Genomic DNA, 22,804 nt, shown 5'->3' on the forward strand with positions numbered 1-22,804 from the left:
GGGGCTACTGCGGGTGCCGTGCCCGGCCGACGCTGGGAGGCATGAATCGCATAGCTATCTGGATAACCATGATCCTCCCGCCGCTGTTCCTGTGGTCGCTGTTTGTGGCACAGCCGGTTTCAGCCGCGCAGCCGGATGGCGCGGCTGCTGGTGCCGCGCCGTGGGGATCCGGGGCAATCGCTCCGCCTGGCGGTATTCGGCCTTACGTATCGGAAGTCGTGTTCGGGGAGTGCACGGGTTCGGCCCATTCCGCGCCGCATCCGGGTGGTGGGCTGGCGCCGGTGCCGCTCCAGTTGGCGCCACTTGTCGTGAATGTCAGGCCGAACGCGCTGCGTGTGAACGGCGCGCCTGGTGCACTCCGGGTGGAAGTTGCGCTCGACGCACTCGGCGTGAACGTCACACCAGACGCGCTCCACGTGGCCCCCGCGCCGGATGCACTCCGAGTAGATCGCGCACCCCACGCACTCCATGTGGACCTTGCACCCGATTCGCCCCGCGTGAACGTCGCTTCCGACGTACTCCGCGTCGACGTTGCGCCCAATGTGGCATCTGTGGACCTCGCGCTCGACGCACTCCACGTCGACCTCGCACCCGACATACCCCATGTGAGCGTCACACCAGACGCGCTCGACGTGAATGTCGCGCCCAACGAAATACGGATGGACCTTGCGCCCAACGCGCTGCGGGTGGACGGTGCGCCGACGCCGGTTTTTGGGGCAGGTATGGCTCCGCTCCCGACCGATATCGTCCGTGGGCAGGGCACCGGATCGGCGAGTTCCTTGCCCCAGGTGGTCGATGATCTGCTGTCGCGGCTGTTGGAACTGCTCCACCGAGCTCCGCTCCAGCTGCCTCGCTGATCTCGAATGAATACAGTCTGCAGGGTCGGATGGTCGCGCGGGCGGCGACTGGTTTCGATTGTCGTCGCGGTCATCGCTTTACTGGGATTCGTTGCGGAGCAGGCGGTTTCGGCTGCTCCGCAGGGAGAGTTCAGCTGGCCGTTGCAACCGCGGCCGAGGGTCGAGCGACAGTTCGACAAACCGGTGCGGGACTGGCTGCCCGGACATCGCGGGGTCGATCTGGCGGGCACACCCGGGCAGGCAGTGCTCGCGGCCGGAGACGGGATCGTGGTGTTCGCGGGGACGGTCGCGGGCAAACCGGCGGTGTCGATCGACCATCCGGGTGGGCTTCGGACTACATATGAGCCGGTCCGAGCGGAGGTTGCGGTGGGGCTGCGGGTCGGTCGCGGGATGCGAATCGGCACCTTGGAGGCGGGTCACGAGGGTTGCGGGCCGGCCGCGTGCCTGCACTGGGGTGCACGACGGGACGCGGGCAGGCACAGCAGACACGAGTATGTCGATCCGCTCGGCCTGCTGCATCCGACTCCGCTGCGTTTGAAACCGGTCACCTAGTGGACGACAGTGCAGGCGGATGTGTCGGACCGCGCTCTTCCATCGCAATGATTCCGGGACGAGGATCGACCCATGGGATATGCGCTCGGGGATCCGCCGTTCACCTATGCCGAGGTCGGCGCGACGAAGGGTGTGCTCCCGGCAGGCTACCACCGGTTTCGACTGTGCCGCCGAATCGGGCGCGGACGTGCACTGTTCGAGCGCGCGGGCGCGGAGCTGCTGGCGTACCGAATGCAGAAGGGTACCGGCATATTTCGGGAAGCCGACACCCCGACCGCAGCGCCGGGGACCCGGCTGACGGTCCGACTCGGCGTCGGTCCGCTCGGGATCACCGCACCGTGCCGAGTGGTGTACGTCCTGGACGAGCCCGACCGCCGCGGCTTCGCCTACGGCACACTGCCCGGCCACCCGGAGATCGGCGAGGAGCTGTTCGCCGTCGAATACGACCCCACCGACGACAGCGTCTACGGCTTGGTGACCGCATTCTCACGCCCGGGCGCGTGGTATGTCCGCCTCGGCGGACCGGTTGTCCGAGCCATCCAGCACATCATCGCCGGAAAGTACATCGACACCCTCCCGACCTCGATCTAGGCAGCACCAGGCGGGGCATACGGATTCGGCTGCTGAACAACCGAATCCGTGACGATGCCGGCGGGACCGTGGCTCAGAGCTGCGCGGTCAGTGCTGCCGCTTCGGCGCGAAGTACATCGCCGTGATCGGAGCGGCCCAGGGTGTCGTATTCGTCGGCGGCCTTGTGGCGGTCGGTGATTTCGGCACGAACGATCTCTTCGATATCGGACTCCGTGAGGTCGCGACGGCGGACTTCGGCCGCACCGAGGCCTACGGCGCTGGTCTCGATGGCACCGGCCTTGATGTCCATGATGTCGATGGCCTCGGCATTGTCGATCGCGCCGAGCGCGGAGCGCAGACCAGCGATGGCGCTGCGGTTGCGGGTCTTCATTGCAGCGGACAGGGCGGTGCGGAGGCGATCGCGCAGCGGCACGGATTTGTCGATGGCTTCGGTGGACATGGTCGCCGACCGTACGCGCCGGAGACCTCGCGGGTCGAGGGATTATCCGACGACACGCGAGGTCACCGCGAGTTCGACGCCGATTCATTCACGGTGTGACGATGGCGAAGTCCGGGTCCGGCTGGTCGAAGACGCCGACGATATCGGCGAGTCTGGTCGGGTCGCCGCCGAGCGTGATGGCGCCGGAGGAGACCAGTGCACCAAAGTCCTCACCCGACAGCAGGACTCGGATCAGTATCGGCCGGGTCAGGGTGAACGAGGCGTCGGGGTCGGGAAGGGCAACGCCGTCGGGCCGGTCGTAATGCGTCAGGCGACCGTTGCGCAGTTCGAGGCGGTGGATGCGGTTTTCGTCGGTGAGATGCCAGTCGGTCACCACCCGCATATCCCACGCCTTGGGGCCGTCGACGCGCAATGCCATGGCGTCGAAGATCTGCTCGACGGTCAGGGCGGCGAGCATGGTGGGAGCATTCGTCGTCGTCGGCGTGCCGAACGAGCCGTTGCGCAGTTCATACGCACCGCTGAGGTAGAAGTTGCGCCAGGTGGCATTCTCCGCGCCGTAGCCGAGTTGTTCGAAGGTATTGGCCTGCAATGTTTTCGCGGCCTGGTTGTCCGGATCGGCAAAGATGACGTAATTGACCACCTGGGCGACCCATCGGTAGTCACCGGCATCGTAGGACACCTGCGCCTTGCGGAGCACTTCGTCGGCACCACCCATGAATTCCACATGCCGCCTGGCGGATTCGACCGGCGGATGCTCCCACAGATGCGCCGGATTGCCATCGAACCAGCCCATATACCGCTGGTAGATGGCCTTCACATTGTGGCTGACCGATCCGTAATAGCCGTGTGTGTGCCAAGCATTTTCGATGGCGGGCGGCAGCGCGATCAACTCCGCGATCTCACTGCCGACATGGCCCTGATTCAGCAGCCGCAACGTCTGGTCGTGCAGGTAGCCGTACAGATCTCGTTGCAGGGAAAGGAATTCCACGAGTCGATCGGTGCCCCAAGTGGGCCAGTGGTGCGATGCGAACACCACATCGGAATCACGGGCGTACAGATTGATCGCCTCGGTCAGGTACCCGGCCCACACATGTGGATCACGCACCAGCGCGCCGCGCAAGGTGAGCAGGTTGTGCAGGGTGTGCGTGGCGTTTTCGGCCATGCACAGCGCGCGGTGGTCCGGAAAGTAGAAGTTCATCTCGGCCGGAGCCTCGGTACCCGGGGTGATCTGGAAGATGATGCGCACCCCGTCCACCGTTTCCTGCTGACCGGTGGCGGTGATATCGACGGTCGGAGCGATCAGCGTCACGGTGCCCAGGGAGGTGGTCTGGCCCAGACCCGCACCGACCTGACCGAGCGGACCGCGTGGCAGTGCCGCGCCGTACATATAGGCGGCACGGCGAGCCATCGCGGTGCCCGCGTAGACGTTCTCGGCCACTGCGTGCTCCAGGAATCCGGCCGGAGCCAGCACCGGACAGCGGCCCGCCGCAACGTCTTCGGCGCTGGTCACGCCCAGCGCACCGCCGAAGTGGTCCACATGCGAGTGGGTATAGATGAGTCCCGTGATGGGGCGGTCGCCGCGGTGTGCGCGATAGAGGGCCAGCCCGGCGGCGGCGGTTTCCGCGCAGATCAGCGGATCGATGACGATCACACCGGCAGTGCCCTCGACCAACGTCATATTCGACAGATCGAGTCCGCGTATCTGATAGATCCCTTCGCCGACCTGGTACAGACCCTGTTTGACCACCACGCCGGACTGGCGCCACAGACTCGGGTGCACCGACGCCGGGCACGGCTCGCGCAGGAAGTCGTAGGAGTCGTTGTCCCACACCACCGTTCCGTCAGCAGCGGTGACAATGCCCGGTTCGAGCGCGGCGATGAACCCGCGGTCCGCGTCCGCCAGGTCGGCGGTGTCCGCGAACGGCAGCGTCGTGGCCGCACGCCGCTGGCTCTCAACGATCAACTCGCTCGGCTCGGTCGATGTCGTCATGTCCACCCTCCTTGTCAGCTGAACTTTCTGGGCCTGCCGTTGATATATCGAGCCTCAGTGCTTCAGGGCGGTGTTTCCGTCGATGCGATCACTGCCACGATGACAGCAACGACCAGCACCGCCACCGTCGTCGCGGCAACCGCGCCGCGGCCGTGACCGAAGCGACCTTCGTGCAATGTGCGATTACGCGAAAAACACAATCCCGCAAGCGCCGCCATCGCGATAGCCGCACCGATCGTCGCGACGGCAGCGGGTCGCCACCCGCTGGTCACCGCATGATTGAGCAGCAGCGCGGCGACAGCCATCGCGCTGGTGGCAGTGCGCCGCCAAGAGAGCGCGGTGCGCTCTGCGGCCAGACCGTCGCTCATCGCAGCAACACCGCGACGCAGGCCAGTGCCGATACGATGGCGATGCCCAACGACAGGATCGGCACCATGACGGTGTTGGGCAGCGGCTCGCCATTGCGCATCGCCGCGCCGACGCGCCGCCAATGTCCGTACGCACCAACCGCGACGATTACCGCGAGCGCGATGCAGCTCATAGCGAGCGCCCGCCGCAGGCCCGCCATCCGGAACGGTTGCACCAGCGTATGCACGGCAACACCACCGGCGAGCAGCCCGAGCGATGTGCGGATCCAGGCCAGGAAGGTCCGCTCGTTGGCGAGGGTGAATCGGTAATCGACTTCCTCTTCGCCCTCTTCGGATTCCTCAGCGGGATTGGGGAGAGTCACGTCACCTCGGTTTCGACTATCGACCCCTCGGCTTCGGAGGGGCGGGGCCCGTTGGCGCGCACCCACAGCCAGGTCACCGCGAGCATGACGACCAGTGCGGGCTTGCCGAGAATCAAGGCCACGGTGCCGAGGATAACCACCTTGTTCGCCAGATACAGCGGCAACATGACGGCCACATGGACGGCCCAGAACACGAACCAGGCCAGGGTGATTCGACGATGCAGGTGCAACCGGACCGCGGGATCGGCCGGTGCCGCCGGTTCGAGCCGGATTCGGCGGCTCACGGTGTAGCTCAGCGGTTTGCCGGTGAGCAGGGTCGATCCGAACAGCACGGTCAGCACAACGCACAGCGCCACTTCGGGCAGGTAGAAACCCCGGCCCTCGCCTGTGATCTCGACGAAGAGCGAGAAGACCAGGATGACCAATACCGAAGCGGCGACGACCCGGACCGAATCGCCCCTGATCAACCGGAAGGCCGCCAATACGACGGCGATCAGGATGGCGATAAAGACACCCACTTCCGCGCCCGCCACGGAATAGCCGAGCGGAAACCCGATGGCCGGTGTTGCCCCATCAATGATGTGCCGCGGACCATGCATCGCCTGGAACTTGCCCCAGATCTCGACGCGCACGTTGCTATGTTGCTGCCGGTCAAGGGCCGCAATGTGCTGCTCGTCGGGATTCACGGACACCTCTCCATCGCTGGCCGGTTTCCTGCCGTAAGCAAACGATCCGCTACGTCAGGTTACCGCCGTCGATGTGGTCTTCCACCGAGTTCGCTGCTCGCGGATGCGACCTTGCGGCAGATCCACCGTCAGAGGGGGTTGGCGTCCTGGAAGGTCATCGCGAGTCGATCCACGACCGACGCCATGAGCGCGCGTTTGGGTAAACCGACGGATCGCAGCTCATCGGCCCAGGCATGGTCGCCGAGGGACAACTCGGCACCGCCGGGCCGGGCACGCATACCGGACGGTTCCATCTGCCACTGTGTGCATCGGGTGATCCCGTCGATATGGGAGTAGGCGTCGAACGATGCGGCACCGTTGCGGCGTCCCGGGACGGACAGGCCGGGCCGGATGGTGAGATCGACGATCAGTTGCCCGTTCTGATGCAGCACGCCACGACGCACACGGCCTTCGTGCTGTGCATCGAAATCCGCGATCTCCTTGGGAAATCCCCAGATCCCGCGGCCCGCGGCGAGGGTGAATTCACCATCGACCGGGAGACGATGGATGAAGACACCAGCTCCGCCCGTGGACAGGGCCCGGAGATCGCCGAGTGCGGCGGCGGGTCCGGAGGTGTGGTGGCGGACCATGAACGACACGCCGAATTCGTTGTACGGACCCAGATCTCCGTCGATGTAGTCGACGAAGACGAGCGTGCACATGGCGCGCCCGCCGGGCAGCCGCAGAATCTCCAGCCCGGAATAGTCGATCACCCGCTGCGCAGCTGCCGCGGACACCGCATAGGTCGCCATGAACGCGTGCGCGAGCCGGATCCGCACCGGCATCCGGACTTCCTTGCCCAACACGGTGTGGGTGCTCATCGAACCTCCCGCCCTGGGCCGCGGCGCGAGCCGACCGCGGGCCGGTCAACAAATCGTGCGGCGTTCACGAATCCTCCAAACTAGAACCCGTTTCAGAATAGCGATAATTTCACCCCATCTTCATCAGTTCCCGCCACGCGAACACATTTCAGAATTTCGACCGGCCCGATGTTCGCCAATGGTCGCGGCCTATTTGATGGACAGCGCCTCGACAAGGTCCGCGACGGCATCGAAGGCGATCACACCATCGAGCGGATCCTGGAGGCGGCACGCGAGGCATTCACGACCGATGGTGTTGGCGTGACCCTGGACGTGATCGCACGCCGGGCCGGGGTGGGACCGGGGACGGTTCACCGTCACTTCCCGACGAAGAATCAGCTGTACGACGCGATCGTCGCCGTACATCTCGATGAACTGCGGCGCGAGGCGCAGGCGGCGCTGGACGGCGGAGACAAGGGCACGGGATTCTTCCCATACCTCACCGGCCTTATTGGACGCGCGGGGCCCAAGCAGGACGTGACCGAAGCGCTCGCGGCCGCCGGCGTAAAACCCGGCCCCGGCGCGCAGCAGGCAGCGGCGGAGCTGCGGGACGTGTTCGGCGCGCTACTGAACGAGGCGCGAGAGTCGGGAGAGGTCAGAAGCGATGTGAACGGCGAGAACGTCCAGGCTGTCGTGGTGGCAGCACTCGCGGCACAGCGGTACCGCAGAGACAATGGGCGGATCGCGAACCCGATACTCGGTTGCCTACGGCCTCAGCCGACCGGTCAGGCGCGAGGATGGGCCTGGTCGTGGACTTTCTTCAGGCGCTCGATGGAGACGTGGGTATACAGCTGGGTGGTGGCCATGCTGGCGTGGCCGAGCAGCTCCTGCACGACGCGTAGGTCGGCGCCACCCTCGAGCAGGTGGGTTGCCGCCGAATGTCGCAATCCGTGCGGGCCCATATCGGGTGCGCCCGGGATCGCCGAAACGACCTCGTGGACAACCGTTCTGGCCTGGCGCTGATCGAGGCGTTTGCCGCGGCGGCCCAGCAGCAGGGCGCGACCCGAGTCGGCGGTGGCGAATGTGGGGCGGCCGTACCGCAGCCAATTCGCAATCGCTGCATCGGCCGGAACGCCGAAGGGCACCGATCGCTCCTTGTTGCCCTTGCCGAGTACGCGGACCAGGCGCCGCTCTCGATCGATATCGTCGAGATCGAGTCCGCACAATTCGCTGACCCGGATTCCGGTGGAGTACAACAGCTCCACGATCAGCCGATCGCGTAAGGCCATTGGATCACGTTGCACCGCACCGGATTCCGCCGCATCCATGGCCGCCACGGCCTGCTGGGTGCCGAGCACCGTAGGCAACACCCGATGCGCCTTCGGCGAACCGAGCCGAAGTCCGGGATCGATCGCGAGCCGCCCGGTACTGGTCAACCACGCGGTAAATGTCCTTGCCGAGGACGCCCGCCGCGCCATGGTCGTGCGCGCCGCACCACCGGCCGACTGCGCGGCCAGCCATGACCGCAACAACGCCAAATCCATCTCTCGCACTGCCGAATCCGCCGACCGCGCAACCAAATGCGCCAGCAACGACCGCGCATCCCCCACATACGCCCGCGCCGTATGTGCCGACCGATTCCGCCCCAACCGCAGATGCCGCCCATACTCCATCAGCAACGCCTCGAGATCCTCCGGCAACTCCATCTCCCCACCGTCACCACCCCACCCGCTATTGGCAAGTCAGCGCGCCGCACCGACAGCGGATTCATCTACCTTTCACCCGCCCGCCGAGCAGATCCAGCAACGTCGGTCCGAGGTGCGAGCGCTGCAAAGTCTCGAAGGGCGAACCGGTCACGGTGTCGGCGGAGCGGGAGGGCCAGCACCGCTCAGCGCACGGGCATGACCCGGTGCTCGAGCTCTTCGGGTTCGGGAGCGCGGGACAGTCATTGTTGCGTCTTCTTCGTGGTTCGGTACCAGCCGTTTTCGTCCATTCCGACGAGTCCGGCCAGTTCGAGTGCGGGGAGAATGGCGCGGACGGTGGCCACTTCGAGACCGGCGTCCTCGGCGATGGCTCTTGGCTGGCGGGAGCCGATTTTCGGGAGTACCGCGAAGACCGATGCTTCGTCGCCGAGCAAGCGGTCGCCTGGGTCGGACGATTGCTGAGTCGGTAGCGAAAGACGCAGTGGGCCTGCTTCATCGATGACCTCCTCGGCGCGGGTGACCAGCAGAGCCTCACCCTCGCGGATCATGCGGTGGCAGCCAACCGAGGATGCCGAGGTGACGGGACCGGGGATGGCGAGGGCGGGGCGGCCGAGGCGGCGGGCCCATTTGACAGTGTTTCGTGCACCGCTGCGCAGCCCCGCCTCCACCACGAGAACGCCGTCCGCCAGGGCCGCGATCAGCCTGTTGCGGGCCAGGAATTGGTTCTTGTGGGCAACCGTGCCGGGCGGGTATTCGCTGATCACCAAACCGGTTTCGGCGATCTCGGCCAAGAGCCGCTCATGCTGGGCGGGATAGGCGCGGTCGACGCCGCAGGCGAGGACGGCAATGGTCGGGGCGCCAACGGCCAGAGCGGCGCGATGCGCCATACCGTCGATACCGAAGGCAGCACCGGACACCACCGTCCAGCCTTGCGCGGCCAGATCACCGACGATCTCACCGGTGACGCGATCACCGTACCCAGTACTGCACCGCGCCCCGACCACCGCGATGGCGCGCTCACTCGACTCCAACAGCGACCGCGGCCCACGCACCCATAACACCAGCGGCACGGCCCCGTCCCGATCGCGTCCCGGCTCGAGTTGGCTGAGACCCAACATCCGCCAGGCAGGCCATTCCGAATCATCTGGAGTAACCAAACGTCCACCGATCCGCTCCATCACCTCGAGATCGTTTGCCGCACAATCGATCTCGCGCCGCCTCGAAGTAGGCCCCAACAACGACTCCGGCAACGCACACTCCCGCACCGCCCGCGCCGCCTCCACCACCCCAACCGACTCGATCAACAACGAGAGCGCCGCACACGGCCCCGCCACCACGCGCGACAAATATGCCCACGCCAACCGTCGCTCATCCCCGCCAACAACCACCTCGGTATTCGCCGACCCCCGATCGTCCAGGTCCACAACCCCATACCCCGAGCGAGGGGATCGGCCGCTCACCACCCCACCAGCACACCCCGCCACCGCTGATACGTATCCCACATCGGCCCCCTCAGCACCTCTCGCCCAACCGCAATCCGCCCCGGGGATGCCGTCATCCGCCGCATGCTCGCCTGCTGCCGACGCCCCAGCTGTCCGGTCCTCATTCATCGCCCACCCCGCCGCGGAAGTTCGACGCCGCCAGCACATCCCGCGCACCACCGAGGTCGATGCCGCCGTATGCGGTGCGCACGGCTACCCGCGCTGGATCGGTCCTGCCGCAAGCAGCCGTCGCCCAGCTCTGCGCCGCAACCAACCGATCGACCATTGCCGCGCCAGCAGACCCCGAAGCGGACCCTGCGCCCACCCGGCAGCGCTCCCTGCCCCCGAACGCCCGCACATCTCGCAATGACCGCTCTGCGCTCACCGAGCCCCCACAGCCGGAAGTCCAAGGCGACCAATACATCTTGGCCGGCGAGGAAGACGGACAGACCTGCATCCCAGGAGCACCCGCACCTGCTGCACCAAGCCGTTCGCTCAGCACTGCATCGCGGCCAACCCGTCGACCACCACTACGCGAGCACACCCTGAGGCGACCGCTGGGCCGCCCGCACAACGGCAATCCCCGCCTCCGATGGCCCCCGCATCTACCCGCGCCGCGCTCAGTGTCCGCCACCACCGGAAGTCCAAGGCGACCAATACGTCTTGGGCCCTGAGGAACACGGACAGACTCGCATCCGACGAGAACGGCGACCATCGCTGAATCGCCCCCGTCGCACATAGCCCCATCTGCCGACGACCTCACTCCCCCGCTCACTGTGCACCCCGCTGTCGAAAGTTCAACGCCGCCAGTACATCCTGGGCTCCAGGAAGGTCCGCGCCGCGGAGGTCGCAGATTGTCCACGCGACGCGGATGGCGCGGTCGGCGCCGCGAGCGGAGAGGCGGCCCAGGCGGAGGGCGGCCTCGACCGGGGCGGTTGCTTCGGAGGGCAGTCGGAATCGTTGGCGGAGTATGTGACCTGGGACTTCGGCGTTCGTAGCCCAGCCAAAATCCCTCCAACGGTGCGCTGCGGCTTGCCTTGCCGCCGCTACTCGGCCGCGCACGACCGCACTGCTCTCGGCCTCCGCGGCGGCGAACGATGCGCCCGACTGGCCGTGCATCTGGACCCAGATGTCTATGCGGTCCATCAGCGGTCCGGACAGTTTGCCGAGGTATCGGCGGCGGGCGAGCGGCGGGCAGATGCAGTCGACATCGCGGGCCGGTGCGCAGGGGCAGGGGTTCGCGGCGAGCACCAGTTGGAATCGGGCCGGATAGCGCGCCACCCCGTCGCGACGGGCGATGCGAACTTCGCCCTCTTCCAAGGGAGTTCGCATCGCTTCCAGGACCTTGGTGCCGATCTCCGCGCATTCGTCGAGGAACAGCACGCCCCGGTGGGCGCGGCTGACCGCGCCCGGGCGTGCCGTCCCCGATCCGCCGCCGACCATGGCGCTGGCCGAGGTCGAATGATGGGGAGCGACGAAGGGCGGCATGGTGATCAACGGGTGGTCGTCTGAAAGCGCGCCAGCGACCGAGTGGATGGCCGTCACCTCGAGGGCTTCGGATTCGGTGAGGGGCGGCAGTAGGCCCGGAAGACGTTGCGCCAACATGGTTTTGCCGATTCCGGGCGGTCCGGTGAGCAGCAGGTGATGACCGCCCGCCGCGGCCACCTCCAGTGCCCACCGCGCCTCGTCCTGGCCGACCACCTCGCTCAGATCGCCGCCGTAGCGACCGGTGTCGGGCAGGATGCCATTGGGTTCGACGAGGACGCCCTCGCCGCGCAGCCACGCGACAACGGTGCGCAGGCTGGCGGCGCCGAAGACCTCGATACCATCCACCAGACCGGCTTCGGCCAGCGCGGATTCCGGCACGATCACCCGAGACCAGCCCGCATTGCGCGCCGCGATCACCGCGGGCAGTATGCCGCGCACGCGGCGCACCCGGCCGTCGAGCGCCAATTCCCCTAACAGCACAGTCTTTCCGAGCCGATCGGAGGGAATCGCGTCCGCCGCGTCGAGTACCGCGACCGCAAGGGCCAGGTCGTAAACGCTGCCGATCTTGGGCAAGGACGCCGGGGACAGCGCCAGAATCACCCTGCCGTCGGGCCACTTCTCCCCCGTATTCGCCACCGCCGAGCGCACTCGATCCCGGGATTCCTGCAGCGCGGTGTCGGGCAGTCCGACCAGATGCACCGAGGGCAGGCCCTGTCCGATATCCGCTTCGATCTCGACCAGTTGACCGTCCACCCCGGTCACCGCGACCGAATACGCCACCCCCAGCGCCATCAGAACACGGCTTTCAGGTGGTCGATGACCGGACGGTGGCCGCGGTGCAGCAACACCGAGACGACATCGAACCGGATATTGCGCCACGGACCGTCCTGTTCGGCCAGCCACACCAGCGCAAGCCGCCGTATCCGCTGCTGTTTATCGAAGGTGACCGCCTCGGCGGGCGTGCCGAACTTGGCCCCGGTTCGGGTTTTGACCTCTACGAAGGCGGTGACCTCGGTGTCCTTGGCGATCAGATCCAGCTCGCCGTATTTGCACCGCCAATTCCTGCCGATGATCTCCATCCCGGCGGCCTGCAGGAATCGTGCCGCCAGCTCTTCCCCTTGTGCGCCGAGCGCCCGGTTATCTGCCACGAGCTCAGCGTGCCCGGACCGCACCTCCGGTCGACGCCAGCGACCTGGGCGAACAGAAAACCTGTGGATAACCGCTGAGCTGTGCACAACCCGAGCGCCCAGTATTCACGTGCGCCGTATTTGTCGGTGCCCCGTGCTATGGAGCCGGATCGGCGCCCATGCGACCACCCCGCAGTGTGGGCGCCCTACTCCGGCAACCGCAGATCCGGCTTCTCCAGCTCCTCGATATTCACGTCCTTGAACGTGATCACCCGAACATGCTTCACGAAGCGCGCGGGCCGGTACATATCCCATACCCAGGCATCGCTCATGCGCACCTCGAAGTACACCTCGCCGTCGGCGTTCTGCGGCCGCAATTCGACGGAGTTGGCCAGATAGAAGCGGCGCTCGGTCTCCACCACGTACGAGAACTGACCGACGATGTCCTTGTACTCCCGATACAGCGAGAGCTCCATCTCGGTTTCGTATTTCTCCAGGTCCTCGGCACTCATCGGGTGGGACGTCCTCCTTCTCGCCGCACTGCGTGTATTGACATCATCTCGCATGCGCCGGGTCGGTAGCCACTCGGCTATCCGGTTCGGCGCCGTCGACCAGAACCGCACCGGCCAAAACCTCATCGGCCAGTACCGCGTCGGCGTACTCGGCGGCGGCGACCGGCCGCAGCCCCGCCGCCTCCCGCACATTGCGCCAGGATCGGCGGTGCTCACTGCTCGGTCCGAGCCGTTCGAGCGCGGCGGTATGTTCGGGCGTGTTGTAGCCCTTGTGCGCGGCGAAACCGTAGCCGGGAAAGCGCTCGTCGAGTTCGACCATTATCCGGTCCCTGGTCACCTTGGCCAGAATGCTCGCCGCCGCGATGCAGGCCGCGGCCGCGTCACCACCGATGACCGGCAGCGACGGCACCGGAATACCGGGCACCCGGAATCCGTCGGTGAGCACATATCCGGGCGTCCGCCCGAGCCCGGCGACCGCGCGGCGCATACCTTCGATATTGGCGACATGGATGCCGATCGAGTCGATCTCCCAGGCCGGAACGACCACGACCTGCCAGGCCAGCGCCAGCCGGGTGATGACCGGGTAAAGCTGCTCGCGCACCGATTCGGTGAGCTTCTTGGAATCGTCGAGTCCGGCCAGCTTGTCGTAGGCCTTGGGAGCGAGCAGACAGGCGGCGACCACCAGCGGTCCGGCACAGGGGCCGCGCCCGGCCTCGTCGACGCCCGCGACGGGTCCTAGTCCGCTGCGGATCAGTGCTGCCTCCATGGTGCGCAATCCGCCTGCCCGACGCATGACAACGCGCGGCGGCCACCCGTTGCCCGGAGTCGCGCCCTTAGCCTGTGCCACTCGACCCTGCCCCACCGTCTAATTATCCTGCGGCCCGCACCGATCAGTTCGTCTGGGGATCCTGCGCTTTCACCGGGCCGATGCGGGTGGGCGGCCAGATCTTGAAGACGGTCTTACCGCGAACATTGTCGATCGGGACGGTGCCCTGCAGATTGTCGCTGACGTGGGCGCGCGAGTCGGCGGACTGATTGCGGTTGTCGCCCATCACCCACAGGTTGCCCTCGGGCACCTTCACCGGGCCGAACACCCGGCCCGCAGGGTAGGTCGCATTCTGCTGTCCGGGATACCACGGGTAGTCGTTCTTGACATACGGCTCGTCCAAGGGCTTGCCGTCCACCAGGACCCGGCCCTGTGCGTCACAGCACTGCACGGTCTGCCCGCCGACGGCGATCACCCGCTTCACCAGATCATTCTCATCCGGCGGCACGAGCCCGAAGAAGGAAAAGAAGTTCTGCACGCCGCGCACGACGACATTGCTCGACCGGATGGACTGGTAGCGGGTATTCCACGACGGCGGACCGACGAACACCACGACATCACCGGGCTCGGGATTGCCCCAGTAATAGCTCGGCTTCTCCACGTAGATGCGGTCGCCGATGAGCAGAGTCTGTTCCATCGACTGGGACGGAATGACATACGGGCGCCCGACGAAACTGACCATCAGGGCCGCGATCACCGCAGCGATGACAATGAGGACCGGCAGTTCCTGCCAGAAAGGGCGTTGCTTGCGCTTCGCGCGTCGCGAGCGACGGCCCGCACCCTCGTCGTCCGAACCGGACACAGTCATCGACCCACTTTCGTCTGCCACGCCGAACAGATTAGCCCGGCACCATGACTCACGTCCGGTGCCGGGCTACTGAATAACTATCGTGCCGAGCTGCGTTGTGCTACAAGGTCAGCGCTTTTCCTTGATCTTGGCAGCCTTGCCGCGCAGATCGCGCAGGTAGTACAGCTTGGCCCGGCGGACATCACCACGGGTCACGACATCGATGTGGTCGATGTTCGGGCTGTGCACCGGGAAGGTGCGCTCCACGCCGACACCGAACGACACCTTGCGGACGGTGAAGGTTTCGCGGATGCCACCGCCCTGGCGCCGGATCACGACGCCCTTGAAGACCTGGATGCGCTCCTTCGAGCCTTCGATGACCTTCACATGCACGTTGAGCGTGTCACCCGGCCGGAAGTCGGGGACGTCGCTGCGCAGCGACTTTTCGTCGACGAAGTCAAGGGTGTTCATTTCATCCTTCTGATGTTCGCGCGAGCAGAGGACCCTGGCGGCACTCGCGTACTCGACCGGTTCATGCTCCGAATAAGGGGTGCTCCATGGGCGGAAAGCACCCAGGGCAACCTGTGCATTGTGCCAGATCGGCGGGGCACCGGAAAAATCGCCCCGGTCCTGCCACGGGAAAAGCCCCGCTCCGCGGGTGACCGCGCGGTGCACCGCCACCGCCTCGGTCACGCGACCGACCGGCAGCGCAGCAGTCCGAGCGGCTGCCCTGCGCCCCGGGCGCAGGCCACCGGAGGCGAGGGCGATGCCAGCAAACCCCAACGGTCCGAGCCATACCAACGGCCCTTCGTGAACGAACACGACCTGGCCGACCGATTCGAGGCGCGACCTCCTTTCCACCCCCCACCTCCCCCAGCTCATCCCGTGAGAATGCGCTGGTGTAGGCAAACGCCGGGAGCACCCTGCACCAGCGCATTCTCGTGAACGCGAGAGCTCAGTTGTGGTGGGAGTGGTCGGCCATGGGGAGGTGCCAGTGGGCGGGGGCGGGTGGGGCGGGGACTACGGTGCGGGCCAATTCGGCTTCGGCGGCCTCGCGGACGTGGACTACGTCGGGTTTTCCGGCGACCAGGTCTTGGACGAAGATTTTCGCGCGGATTACTGGGCGGCGGTATCGGCGTTCGCGGACGATGGCGCGGTACATCAGCCGTCGCTTGCCGGGGTAGCGCCAGCGGGCCCATGGTGCGCCCGGTCTGCTCAGGCGTAGCGCGCCTACGACGAGTAGGGGTAGGAAGTACATGCCGAACAGGCCGGTCCAGATCTTGCCTTTCGCAATGACGATGGCCGCGAGCCCGAGGTTCACCACCGCGAAGACGACGATGGAGATCCGGACCTCCATGCTGGGGTCGCGGCGGAAGTCATTGACATCCAATAACCACAGCGGATGGAAGCCGAGCAGTAGCAGTCCCGTCACGGCGAGCGCGACGAAGACCGCGTCGACCGAGGTGCGGCCCTGTTCCTCCCAGTACACATCGCGCAGATAGAAGATCAGCGCGAATTCGTCGAGGGTGAGGGCCGCACCGACACCGAAGGCGGCGGCGAGCAGGCTCGCGGTGAGCGTATCGGCGCTCTGGTAGGTCGTGACCAACCCGATGCCGGACAACAGCACGAGGATGACCCCGAACACCATGTGGTGGATGTGCACGCCGCCGGAGCGCAGATTTCCGGGCCACCAGCGGACCTGCTTACGGATCAACCGGACGCTGAGCCGGATCAGCAGGAACCCGACGATAAATCCGAGCAGAAAGCACGCCAACGGCAGACGACCATGCGCGATCACATCATCTTCGAGCCACCGTCGCATGGCCGCCTACAACCTCCGCCCGTATCGCCCTACTGTCCGAAACCGGCCCGCCGCAGTGCATCCGCCATCGAACCGCTCGGCGCGGGCGTGTTACGACGCTGGTTGCCCTGGTTGCGGCCCTGATTCTGCTGGCGCCCCTGGCCCTGCTGCTTACCCTGTCCATTCTGCCGCTGCCCGCCGCGATCGGGTCCGCCCCGACCACCCTGGCCACGGCCACGGCCGCCCTCGGCCTTGACGGCACCCGGTTCGTCGTCCAGCCGCAGCGACAGCCCGATGCGCTGACGTGCGACATCGACCTCGAGCACCTTCACCTTGACGACATCGCCGGACTTCACGACCTCGCGCGGATCCTTGACGAAGTTGTGTGACATGGCCGAGACGTGCACGAGTCCGTCCTGGTGCACGCCGATATCGACGAAGGCACCGAATGCGGCCACATTGGTGACCACACCCTCGAGCACCATGCCCGGCTCGAGGTCGGCGACCTTCTCTACGCCCGCCGCGAATTCGGCGGTCTTGAACTCCGGACGCGGGTCGCGACCCGGCTTCTCGAGTTCGGTGATGATGTCGGTGACGGTGGGGATACCGAACTTCTCGTCGGTGAAATCGGCGGGCTTCAGCGCGCGCAGTGTCCCGGTATTGCCGATCAGTTCCGACATGCCGCGTCCGGTCGACTCCAGAATGCGCCGCACCACCGGATAGGCCTCGGGGTGCACGGCGGAGGTGTCGAGCGGATCGTCGCCGCCGCGGATGCGCAGGAAGCCCGCGCACTGTTCGAAGGCCTTCGGGCCCAGGCGTGGCACATTCAGCAACGCGGTGCGGCTGCGGAACGGACCGTGCTGATCACGGTGCGCCACAATGCTTTCGGCGTCCTGTTTCTATCGTTTATGAGTTAACCGATAAAGGAAAAGCACTTGCTGAGGCTTTAAGACCAATTGAAGCATGGGCTAGAGATTACGTCACATTAGAACATAACGATTCAGTTAAATAATATAGTTAAAAGGTTGGAGTTTATATAAACTTTAACCTTTTAATTATGTTTAAATAACATCAAATCGGATATATATTAGACATACACATTCTTAAGGAGTGAATCATTGATGAGAAATTATACTCAACAATATATTAATGGTGAATGGATTGATAGTGAAAGTAACGAAACAATTGATGTAATTAATCCAGCAACAGAAGAAGTTATTGGAAAAGTTGCAAAAGGTAATGAAAAAGATGTAGAAAAAGCGGTTCAAGCTGCTCATGACGTATATTTAGAATTTCGCCATAGTTCAGTTGAAGAAAGAAAACAACTACTAGATAGAATAGTAGAAGAATATAAAAATAGAAAACAAGATATTATTGAAACAATTACAGCAGAGTTAGGCGCTCCACTAACTGTTTCAGAAAATGTTCATTATCAAATGGGTTTACAACACTTTTCAGAAGCACGTAGAGCTTTAGATTCATTTGAATTTGAAGAACGTCGCGGAGATGATTTGGTAACTAAAGAAGCGATTGGCGTTTCTGGATTAGTTACACCATGGAATTTCCCAACTAATCAAACATCTCTTAAATTAGCAGCAGCATTTGCTGCAGGTAGTCCAGTTGTGTTAAAACCTTCTGAAGAAACACCATTTGCTGCAATAATTTTAGCTGAAATCTTTGAAAAAGCAGGCGTTCCTAAAGGCGCATTTAACTTAGTTAATGGTGATGGTGAAGGTGTAGGTAATCCATTAAGCGAACATCCTAAAGTTAGAATGATGTCATTCACTGGTTCTGGAGCTACAGGTTCTAAAATTATGGAAAAAGCAGCTAAAGATATCAAAAAAGTATCTCTTGAATTAGGTGGCAAATCACCATATATCGTACTTGACGATGTAGATATTAAAGAAGCTGCAAAAGCTACAACTGGAAAGGTTGTTAATAATACTGGTCAAGTATGTACTGCAGGAACAAGAATCTTAGTTCCAGAAAGTATTAAACAAGAATTCTTAACTGCCTTAAAAGAAGAGTTTAGTAATGTTAAAGTTGGCGATCCACTTGATAAAAATACCCAAGTAGGACCAATCATTAGTAAAAAACAATTCGACACAGTACAATCTTATATTGATAAAGGTATTGAAGAAGGCGCTGAATTATTATATGGTGGTCCAGGTAAACCAGAAGGATTAGATACAGGTTATTTTGCTAGACCAACTATTTTTATAAATGTTAAAAATGATATGACTATTGCACAAGAAGAAATTTTTGGTCCAGTTGTTTCAGTAATCACATATAATGATTTAGACGAAGCAATCGAAATTGCTAATGATACTAAATATGGTTTAGCAGGATATGTAATTGGTAAAGATAAAGAAACGCTTCAAAAAGTGGCACGTTCAATTGAGGCAGGTAGAATTCAAATTAATGAATCTCCAAACGAACCCTATTTACCATTTGGTGGTTATAAACAATCTGGTATCGGTCGTGAATGGGGCGACTACGGAATTGAAGAGTTCTTAGAAGTAAAATCAATTGCTGGTTATTTTAAATAATTAAGTATAATGAAATAGTTTAATATAAATACAGTTCATGGAATCATTTTAGTTCCATGAGCTGTTTTATTTTTTGAAATTTAATAAAATCATTTTGTAATTAAATTAAAAATTTGCTATATTAATTCTAGTATTTAAGATGCTAACGTTTAAAACATTTAAGTTATAATCATTTAGATGATTTAACAATGCTAGTAGCTAGATGATTTTTATAAAAATATAAGAAATGGGTGCAATTTATGCCTGAAAGAGAACGAACATCACCACAATATGAATCTTTTCATGAATTGTATAAAAATTATACGACAAAAGAACTTACGCAAAAAGCAAAATCATTAAAACTAACTAATTATAGTAAATTGAATAAAAGTGAGCTTGTCTTGGCAATTATGGAAGCTCAAATGGAAAAAGATGGAAATTACTATATGGAGGGTGTTTTAGATGATATACAACCTGATGGATATGGTTTTTTAAGAACCGTTAATTATTCTAAAGGTGAAAAAGATATATATATATCAGCTAGTCAAATTAGACGTTTTGAAATTAAACGAGGCGATAAAGTAACTGGAAAAGTACGAAAGCCTAAAGACAATGAAAAATACTATGGACTTCTACAAGTTGACTTTGTTAATGATGAAAATGCAGAAGTTGTAAAAAAACGTCCTCATTTCCAAGCACTTACTCCGTTATATCCAGAGGAAAGAATTATTCTTGAAACAGAGCCTCGAAATTATTCTACTCGAATTATGGATTTAGTTACTCCAATTGGTTTAGGTCAACGTGGTCTTATTGTCGCTCCTCCTAAAGCTGGTAAAACTTCATTACTTAAAGAAATTGCAAATGCAATTAGTACAAATAAACCAGATGCTAAATTATTTATATTATTAGTAGGTGAACGACCTGAAGAGGTAACTGATATAGAGCGTTCAGTAGAGTCAGCAGAAGTAGTACATTCCACTTTTGATGAACCTCCTCAACATCACGTTAAGGTAGCAGAATTATTATTAGAAAGAGCAAAACGTCTTGTAGAGATAGGACAAGATGTCATTATCTTGATGGACTCTATTACGCGTTTAGCAAGAGCATATAACCTTGTTATCCCGCCTAGTGGTAGAACATTGTCAGGTGGCTTGGATCCAGCATCCTTACATAAGCCTAAAGCATTTTTCGGTGCTGCTCGTAATATTGAAGCAGGTGGTAGCCTAACTATTTTAGCAACGGCTCTAGTAGATACAGGTTCACGTATGGATGATATGATTTATGAAGAGTTCAAAGGTACAGGTAATATGGAACTTCATCTTGATCGTAAATTATCTGAACGTCGAATATTCCCAGCTATTGATATTGGGCGTAGTTCTACGCGTAAAGAAGAATTATTAATTAGTAAGTCTGAATTAGAGTCATTATGGCAACTTAGAAATATGTTTACTGATTCTACCGATTTTACAGAGCGTTTTATAAGAAAATTAAAACGTTCAGAAAATAACAAAGAATTTTTTGAACAATTGCAAAAGGCAGCCGCTGAAAGTACAAAAACAGGAAAACCAATTATCTAAAATATGTGATTGAGGGTTGCGTTTTCCTTCAATAACTATTATAATTACACAGTATTGGGTAAAAACTCACAAATAACTCTGTTCCAGATGGTTCAGGGCAAAGGAGCTGAAAAAAATGAAACAAGGAATTCATCCTGATTACCACAAAGTCATCTTTTTAGATACAACAACGAACTTTAAATTTTTAAGTGGTTCTACTAAAACTTCTTCAGAAACAATGGAATGGGAAGATGGTAACGAATACCCAGTTATTCGCTTAGATGTATCATCTGATTCACATCCATTCTACACAGGACGTCAAAAATTCGCTGCTGCGGATGGTCGTGTGGAACGTTTCAACAAAAAGTTTGGTCTCAAATCAAACAACAATTAATTTTGAACTTAAAATGCCTGCCTAATCTATTATGTATAGAATTAAGCAGGTATTTTTTTATTTCTAAACTATTTTATTAATTTCTTCAGTGATAACCCAGTAATAAACTCATTTATAATAATCGAAAATATGATATAATTAAGCGATTATGTTTTGAAAAAGGTGGAACTTATAATGTATGAGACTTACCATTCTGGTTGGATTGAATGCATTACTGGAAGTATGTTTAGTGGTAAATCGGAAGAATTAATTCGTCGATTAAGAAGAGGAATTTATGCTAAACAAAAAGTAATCGTATTTAAACCAGCTATTGATGACCGGTATCATAAAGAGAAAGTTGTATCACATGATGGTAATGAGCTAGAAGCCATTAATATCTCAACAGCTAGAGAAATACTATTACAAAATTTATCTCAATTTGATGTCATAGGTATAGATGAAATTCAATTTTTTGATAATGAAATTGTACATATAGTAGAAAAGCTAGCTGAAGATGGTCATAGAGTTGTAGTAGCAGGATTAGACATGGACTTTAGAGGTGAACCTTTTGACCCCATGCCTCAAATTATGGCCGTAAGTGAACAAGTGACCAAATTACAAGCCGTTTGTGCAATATGTGGTTCGTCATCAAGTCGGACGCAACGTTTAATTAATGGACAACCAGCAAGAATTGATGATCCAATTATATTAGTAGGAGCAAATGAAAGTTATGAGCCAAGATGCAGAGCACATCATATTGTAGCACCTAGCATCAATGACAAGGAGGAAATATAGTGTTTGATCAATTAGATATTGTTGAAGAAAGATATGAACAGTTAAATGAAATGTTAAGTGATCCAGAAATTGTTAATGATCCAGATAAATTACGAAAATATTCTAAAGAACAAGCTGATTTACAGAAAACAGTAGATGTTTATAGAGATTACAAAAGTAAAAGAGAAGAAGTAGCAGAAATAGATGAAATGCTAACTGAAACAGATGATAAAGAAGAAATTGAAATGTTAAAAGAAGAAGCATTAGGATTAAAAAGTGAACTTCCAGAATTAGAAGAACAACTTAAATTCTTGTTAATTCCTAAAGATCCAAACGATGAAAAAGACGTTATTGTCGAAATTAGAGCAGCAGCTGGTGGAGATGAAGCAGCTATTTTCGCAGGCGATTTATTAAGAATGTATACAAAATATGCGGAATCTCAAAATTTTAAAACTGAAATTGTTGAAGCGGCAGAAAGTGATCATGGTGGATATAAAGAAATCAGTTTTTCAGTTTCAGGTAGTGGTGCTTATAGTAAGTTGAAATTTGAAAATGGTGCTCATCGTGTACAACGTGTGCCCGAAACGGAATCTGGAGGACGCATTCATACATCTACAGCGACTGTAGCTGTTTTACCTGAAGTTGAAGATGTAGAAATTGAAGTGCGTAATGAAGATTTGAAAATTGATACGTATCGTTCAAGTGGCGCTGGTGGTCAACACGTTAATACTACAGACTCTGCTGTACGTATTACGCATATTCCAACCGGTATTATTGCAACGTCTTCAGAAAAATCACAAATTCAAAACCGTGAAAAAGCATTAAAAGTATTAAAAGCGCGATTATATGATATGAAATTACAAGAAGAACAACAAAAGTATGCGGCTCAACGTAAATCAGCTGTAGGGACAGGAGATCGTTCTGAACGTGTAAGAACTTATAATTATCCTCAAAGTCGTGTGACAGATCATCGAATTGGTTTAACTTTACAAAAGCTCGACCAAATTATGGAAGGTAAATTGGATGAAATTATTGATGCATTAACACTTTCTGAGCAAACTGAAAAACTGAAAGAACTAAATAATGGCGAGCTTTAAAGATACCTTACAAGAAGCGATTGAATTAACAAAAGAAAAAGGATTTGAACAATCTAGAGCGGAATGG

General features: G+C 58.3%; 25 protein-coding genes and 2 pseudogenes. 9 read left to right on the plus strand and 18 right to left on the minus strand.

Annotation, left to right across the window (positions count from 1 at the left end; genetic code table 11):
• Window positions 1-68: 68 nt before the first annotated feature.
• The 3 genes from ABZW16_RS17945 to ABZW16_RS17955 all read left to right on the plus strand — a co-directional run bounded on the left by ABZW16_RS17945 (window position 69) and on the right by ABZW16_RS17955 (window position 2,000).
• Window positions 69-857 carry a hypothetical protein gene (locus tag ABZW16_RS17945; RefSeq protein ID WP_354957016.1) on the plus strand — a complete coding sequence of 263 codons (789 nt, stop codon included), beginning with the start codon at window positions 69-71 and terminating at the stop codon, window positions 855-857.
• A 6-nt stretch (window positions 858-863) separates the two neighbouring features.
• The gene (locus tag ABZW16_RS17950; protein ID WP_354957017.1) at window positions 864-1,409 is read left to right on the plus strand and encodes a M23 family metallopeptidase; all 546 of its coding nucleotides are present in this window, start codon (window positions 864-866) and stop codon (window positions 1,407-1,409) included.
• A gap of 72 nt (window positions 1,410-1,481) precedes the next feature.
• Window positions 1,482-2,000, plus strand: a complete 519-nt coding sequence (locus tag ABZW16_RS17955) for a DUF1990 domain-containing protein (RefSeq protein ID WP_354957018.1) — start codon at window positions 1,482-1,484, stop codon at window positions 1,998-2,000.
• 73 nt (window positions 2,001-2,073) lie between these two features.
• On the opposite strand, the gene ABZW16_RS17960 is transcribed toward ABZW16_RS17955, so the two are convergent.
• The 7 genes from ABZW16_RS17960 to ABZW16_RS17990 all read right to left on the minus strand — a co-directional run bounded on the left by ABZW16_RS17960 (window position 2,074) and on the right by ABZW16_RS17990 (window position 7,059).
• The gene (locus ABZW16_RS17960; RefSeq protein ID WP_354957019.1) at window positions 2,074-2,439 is read right to left on the minus strand and encodes a hypothetical protein; all 366 of its coding nucleotides are present in this window, start codon (window positions 2,437-2,439) and stop codon (window positions 2,074-2,076) included.
• A gap of 88 nt (window positions 2,440-2,527) precedes the next feature.
• Entirely contained in the window at window positions 2,528-4,429 is a 1,902-nt protein-coding gene (locus ABZW16_RS17965; protein WP_354957020.1) for an alkyl sulfatase dimerization domain-containing protein, read from the minus strand.
• 62 nt (window positions 4,430-4,491) lie between these two features.
• A complete protein-coding gene (locus ABZW16_RS17970) occupies window positions 4,492-4,797 on the minus strand; it encodes a DUF202 domain-containing protein (RefSeq protein ID WP_354957021.1) in 306 nt (101 codons plus the stop codon).
• Window positions 4,794-5,159 carry a DUF202 domain-containing protein gene (locus tag ABZW16_RS17975; RefSeq protein ID WP_354957022.1) on the minus strand — a complete coding sequence of 122 codons (366 nt, stop codon included), beginning with the start codon at window positions 5,157-5,159 and terminating at the stop codon, window positions 4,794-4,796. The genes ABZW16_RS17970 and ABZW16_RS17975 overlap by 4 nt, the downstream gene beginning before the upstream one ends.
• Window positions 5,156-5,845, minus strand: a complete 690-nt coding sequence (locus ABZW16_RS17980) for a DUF3159 domain-containing protein (RefSeq protein ID WP_354957023.1) — start codon at window positions 5,843-5,845, stop codon at window positions 5,156-5,158. Before ABZW16_RS17980 ends, ABZW16_RS17975 begins: the two co-directional genes overlap by 4 nt.
• Window positions 5,846-5,973: 128 nt before the next feature.
• Window positions 5,974-6,705: an acetoacetate decarboxylase family protein gene (locus tag ABZW16_RS17985; RefSeq protein ID WP_354957024.1), complete on the minus strand. Its 732-nt coding sequence runs from the start codon at window positions 6,703-6,705 to the stop codon at window positions 5,974-5,976.
• Window positions 6,706-6,894: 189 nt separating this feature from the next.
• Window positions 6,895-7,059 (minus strand): hypothetical protein, encoded by a 165-nt coding sequence (locus ABZW16_RS17990; protein WP_354957038.1) that lies wholly within the window; start codon window positions 7,057-7,059, stop codon window positions 6,895-6,897.
• Here ABZW16_RS17990 and ABZW16_RS17995 point away from each other — a divergent pair.
• Window positions 7,018-7,413: pseudogene (locus tag ABZW16_RS17995) on the plus strand (TetR/AcrR family transcriptional regulator); the annotation flags it as partial. The gene ABZW16_RS17990 and the pseudogene ABZW16_RS17995 overlap by 42 nt on opposite strands.
• A 56-nt stretch (window positions 7,414-7,469) precedes the next feature.
• On the opposite strand, the gene ABZW16_RS18000 reads toward ABZW16_RS17995, so the two are convergent.
• From ABZW16_RS18000 to ABZW16_RS18050, 11 genes and pseudogenes are all read right to left on the minus strand, one after another.
• A complete protein-coding gene (locus ABZW16_RS18000) occupies window positions 7,470-8,390 on the minus strand; it encodes a tyrosine recombinase XerC (protein ID WP_354957025.1) in 921 nt (306 codons plus the stop codon).
• Window positions 8,391-8,629: 239 nt separating this feature from the next.
• Complete coding sequence (gene dprA / locus ABZW16_RS18005) at window positions 8,630-9,748, minus strand: DNA-processing protein DprA (RefSeq protein ID WP_354957026.1); 1,119 nt, start codon at window positions 9,746-9,748, stop codon at window positions 8,630-8,632.
• A gap of 241 nt (window positions 9,749-9,989) precedes the next feature.
• Window positions 9,990-10,154 (minus strand): hypothetical protein, encoded by a 165-nt coding sequence (locus ABZW16_RS18010; RefSeq protein ID WP_354957027.1) that lies wholly within the window; start codon window positions 10,152-10,154, stop codon window positions 9,990-9,992.
• 485 nt (window positions 10,155-10,639) lie between these two features.
• On the minus strand, window positions 10,640-12,148 hold the full coding sequence (locus ABZW16_RS18015) for a YifB family Mg chelatase-like AAA ATPase (protein WP_354957028.1): 1,509 nt from the start codon (window positions 12,146-12,148) through the stop codon (window positions 10,640-10,642).
• A complete protein-coding gene (locus tag ABZW16_RS18020; RefSeq protein WP_354957029.1) occupies window positions 12,148-12,504 on the minus strand; it encodes a YraN family protein in 357 nt (118 codons plus the stop codon). The genes ABZW16_RS18015 and ABZW16_RS18020 overlap by 1 nt, the downstream gene beginning before the upstream one ends.
• A gap of 185 nt (window positions 12,505-12,689) precedes the next feature.
• Window positions 12,690-12,995, minus strand: a complete 306-nt coding sequence (locus tag ABZW16_RS18025) for a DUF2469 domain-containing protein (protein WP_011210678.1) — start codon at window positions 12,993-12,995, stop codon at window positions 12,690-12,692.
• Between the two features lie 43 nt (window positions 12,996-13,038).
• Entirely contained in the window at window positions 13,039-13,857 is an 819-nt protein-coding gene (locus tag ABZW16_RS18030; protein WP_354957030.1) for a ribonuclease HII, read from the minus strand.
• A gap of 28 nt (window positions 13,858-13,885) precedes the next feature.
• The gene (lepB, locus tag ABZW16_RS18035; RefSeq protein WP_354957031.1) at window positions 13,886-14,629 is read right to left on the minus strand and encodes a signal peptidase I; all 744 of its coding nucleotides are present in this window, start codon (window positions 14,627-14,629) and stop codon (window positions 13,886-13,888) included.
• 108 nt (window positions 14,630-14,737) lie between these two features.
• Complete coding sequence (gene rplS, locus ABZW16_RS18040; protein WP_011210681.1) at window positions 14,738-15,079, minus strand: 50S ribosomal protein L19; 342 nt, start codon at window positions 15,077-15,079, stop codon at window positions 14,738-14,740.
• 484 nt (window positions 15,080-15,563) lie between these two features.
• Entirely contained in the window at window positions 15,564-16,430 is an 867-nt protein-coding gene (locus tag ABZW16_RS18045; RefSeq protein WP_354957032.1) for a hypothetical protein, read from the minus strand.
• Between the two features lie 29 nt (window positions 16,431-16,459).
• Window positions 16,460-17,299: pseudogene (locus tag ABZW16_RS18050) on the minus strand (S1 RNA-binding domain-containing protein); the annotation flags it as partial.
• Between the two features lie 231 nt (window positions 17,300-17,530).
• Between ABZW16_RS18050 and ABZW16_RS18055 the strand changes: the two are divergent.
• From ABZW16_RS18055 to prfA, 5 genes are all read left to right on the plus strand, one after another.
• A complete protein-coding gene (locus ABZW16_RS18055) occupies window positions 17,531-18,958 on the plus strand; it encodes an aldehyde dehydrogenase family protein (RefSeq protein WP_002488147.1) in 1,428 nt (475 codons plus the stop codon).
• Between the two features lie 239 nt (window positions 18,959-19,197).
• Window positions 19,198-20,514: a transcription termination factor Rho gene (gene rho, locus ABZW16_RS18060; protein WP_002448642.1), complete on the plus strand. Its 1,317-nt coding sequence runs from the start codon at window positions 19,198-19,200 to the stop codon at window positions 20,512-20,514.
• Window positions 20,515-20,629: 115 nt separating this feature from the next.
• Window positions 20,630-20,887 (plus strand): type B 50S ribosomal protein L31, encoded by a 258-nt coding sequence (locus ABZW16_RS18065; protein ID WP_002448672.1) that lies wholly within the window; start codon window positions 20,630-20,632, stop codon window positions 20,885-20,887.
• A gap of 174 nt (window positions 20,888-21,061) precedes the next feature.
• Window positions 21,062-21,661 carry a thymidine kinase gene (locus ABZW16_RS18070; RefSeq protein WP_002448715.1) on the plus strand — a complete coding sequence of 200 codons (600 nt, stop codon included), beginning with the start codon at window positions 21,062-21,064 and terminating at the stop codon, window positions 21,659-21,661.
• Entirely contained in the window at window positions 21,661-22,737 is a 1,077-nt protein-coding gene (gene prfA, locus ABZW16_RS18075; RefSeq protein ID WP_002448694.1) for a peptide chain release factor 1, read from the plus strand. The genes ABZW16_RS18070 and prfA overlap by 1 nt, the downstream gene beginning before the upstream one ends.
• Window positions 22,738-22,804: the final 67 nt, after the last annotated feature.

Origin of the sequence: Nocardia sp. NPDC004604, from assembly GCF_040609795.1 — a bacterium.
GTDB lineage: Bacteria > Actinomycetota > Actinomycetes > Mycobacteriales > Mycobacteriaceae > Nocardia.

Bases quoted from the DNA above. Each gene is read 5' to 3' on its own strand.
- ABZW16_RS17945 (WP_354957016.1), top strand. From the start codon at position 69: ATGATCCTCCCGCCGCTGTTCCTGTGGTCGCTGTTTGTGGCACAGCCG.
- ABZW16_RS17950 (WP_354957017.1), top strand. From the start codon at position 864: ATGAATACAGTCTGCAGGGTCGGATGGTCGCGCGGGCGGCGACTGGTT.
- ABZW16_RS17955 (WP_354957018.1), top strand. From the start codon at position 1,482: ATGGGATATGCGCTCGGGGATCCGCCGTTCACCTATGCCGAGGTCGGC.
- ABZW16_RS17960 (WP_354957019.1), bottom strand. From the start codon at position 2,439: ATGTCCACCGAAGCCATCGACAAATCCGTGCCGCTGCGCGATCGCCTC.
- ABZW16_RS17965 (WP_354957020.1), bottom strand. From the start codon at position 4,429: ATGACGACATCGACCGAGCCGAGCGAGTTGATCGTTGAGAGCCAGCGG.
- ABZW16_RS17970 (WP_354957021.1), bottom strand. From the start codon at position 4,797: ATGAGCGACGGTCTGGCCGCAGAGCGCACCGCGCTCTCTTGGCGGCGC.
- ABZW16_RS17985 (WP_354957024.1), bottom strand. From the start codon at position 6,705: ATGAGCACCCACACCGTGTTGGGCAAGGAAGTCCGGATGCCGGTGCGG.
- ABZW16_RS18000 (WP_354957025.1), bottom strand. From the start codon at position 8,390: ATGGAGTTGCCGGAGGATCTCGAGGCGTTGCTGATGGAGTATGGGCGG.
- ABZW16_RS18010 (WP_354957027.1), bottom strand. From the start codon at position 10,154: ATGGTCGATCGGTTGGTTGCGGCGCAGAGCTGGGCGACGGCTGCTTGC.
- ABZW16_RS18015 (WP_354957028.1), bottom strand. From the start codon at position 12,148: ATGGCGCTGGGGGTGGCGTATTCGGTCGCGGTGACCGGGGTGGACGGT.
- ABZW16_RS18025 (WP_011210678.1), bottom strand. From the start codon at position 12,995: ATGAGTGCCGAGGACCTGGAGAAATACGAAACCGAGATGGAGCTCTCG.
- lepB (WP_354957031.1), bottom strand. From the start codon at position 14,629: ATGACTGTGTCCGGTTCGGACGACGAGGGTGCGGGCCGTCGCTCGCGA.
- rplS (WP_011210681.1), bottom strand. From the start codon at position 15,079: ATGAACACCCTTGACTTCGTCGACGAAAAGTCGCTGCGCAGCGACGTC.
- ABZW16_RS18045 (WP_354957032.1), bottom strand. From the start codon at position 16,430: ATGCGACGGTGGCTCGAAGATGATGTGATCGCGCATGGTCGTCTGCCG.
- ABZW16_RS18055 (WP_002488147.1), top strand. From the start codon at position 17,531: ATGAGAAATTATACTCAACAATATATTAATGGTGAATGGATTGATAGT.
- rho (WP_002448642.1), top strand. From the start codon at position 19,198: ATGCCTGAAAGAGAACGAACATCACCACAATATGAATCTTTTCATGAA.
- ABZW16_RS18065 (WP_002448672.1), top strand. From the start codon at position 20,630: ATGAAACAAGGAATTCATCCTGATTACCACAAAGTCATCTTTTTAGAT.
- ABZW16_RS18070 (WP_002448715.1), top strand. From the start codon at position 21,062: ATGTATGAGACTTACCATTCTGGTTGGATTGAATGCATTACTGGAAGT.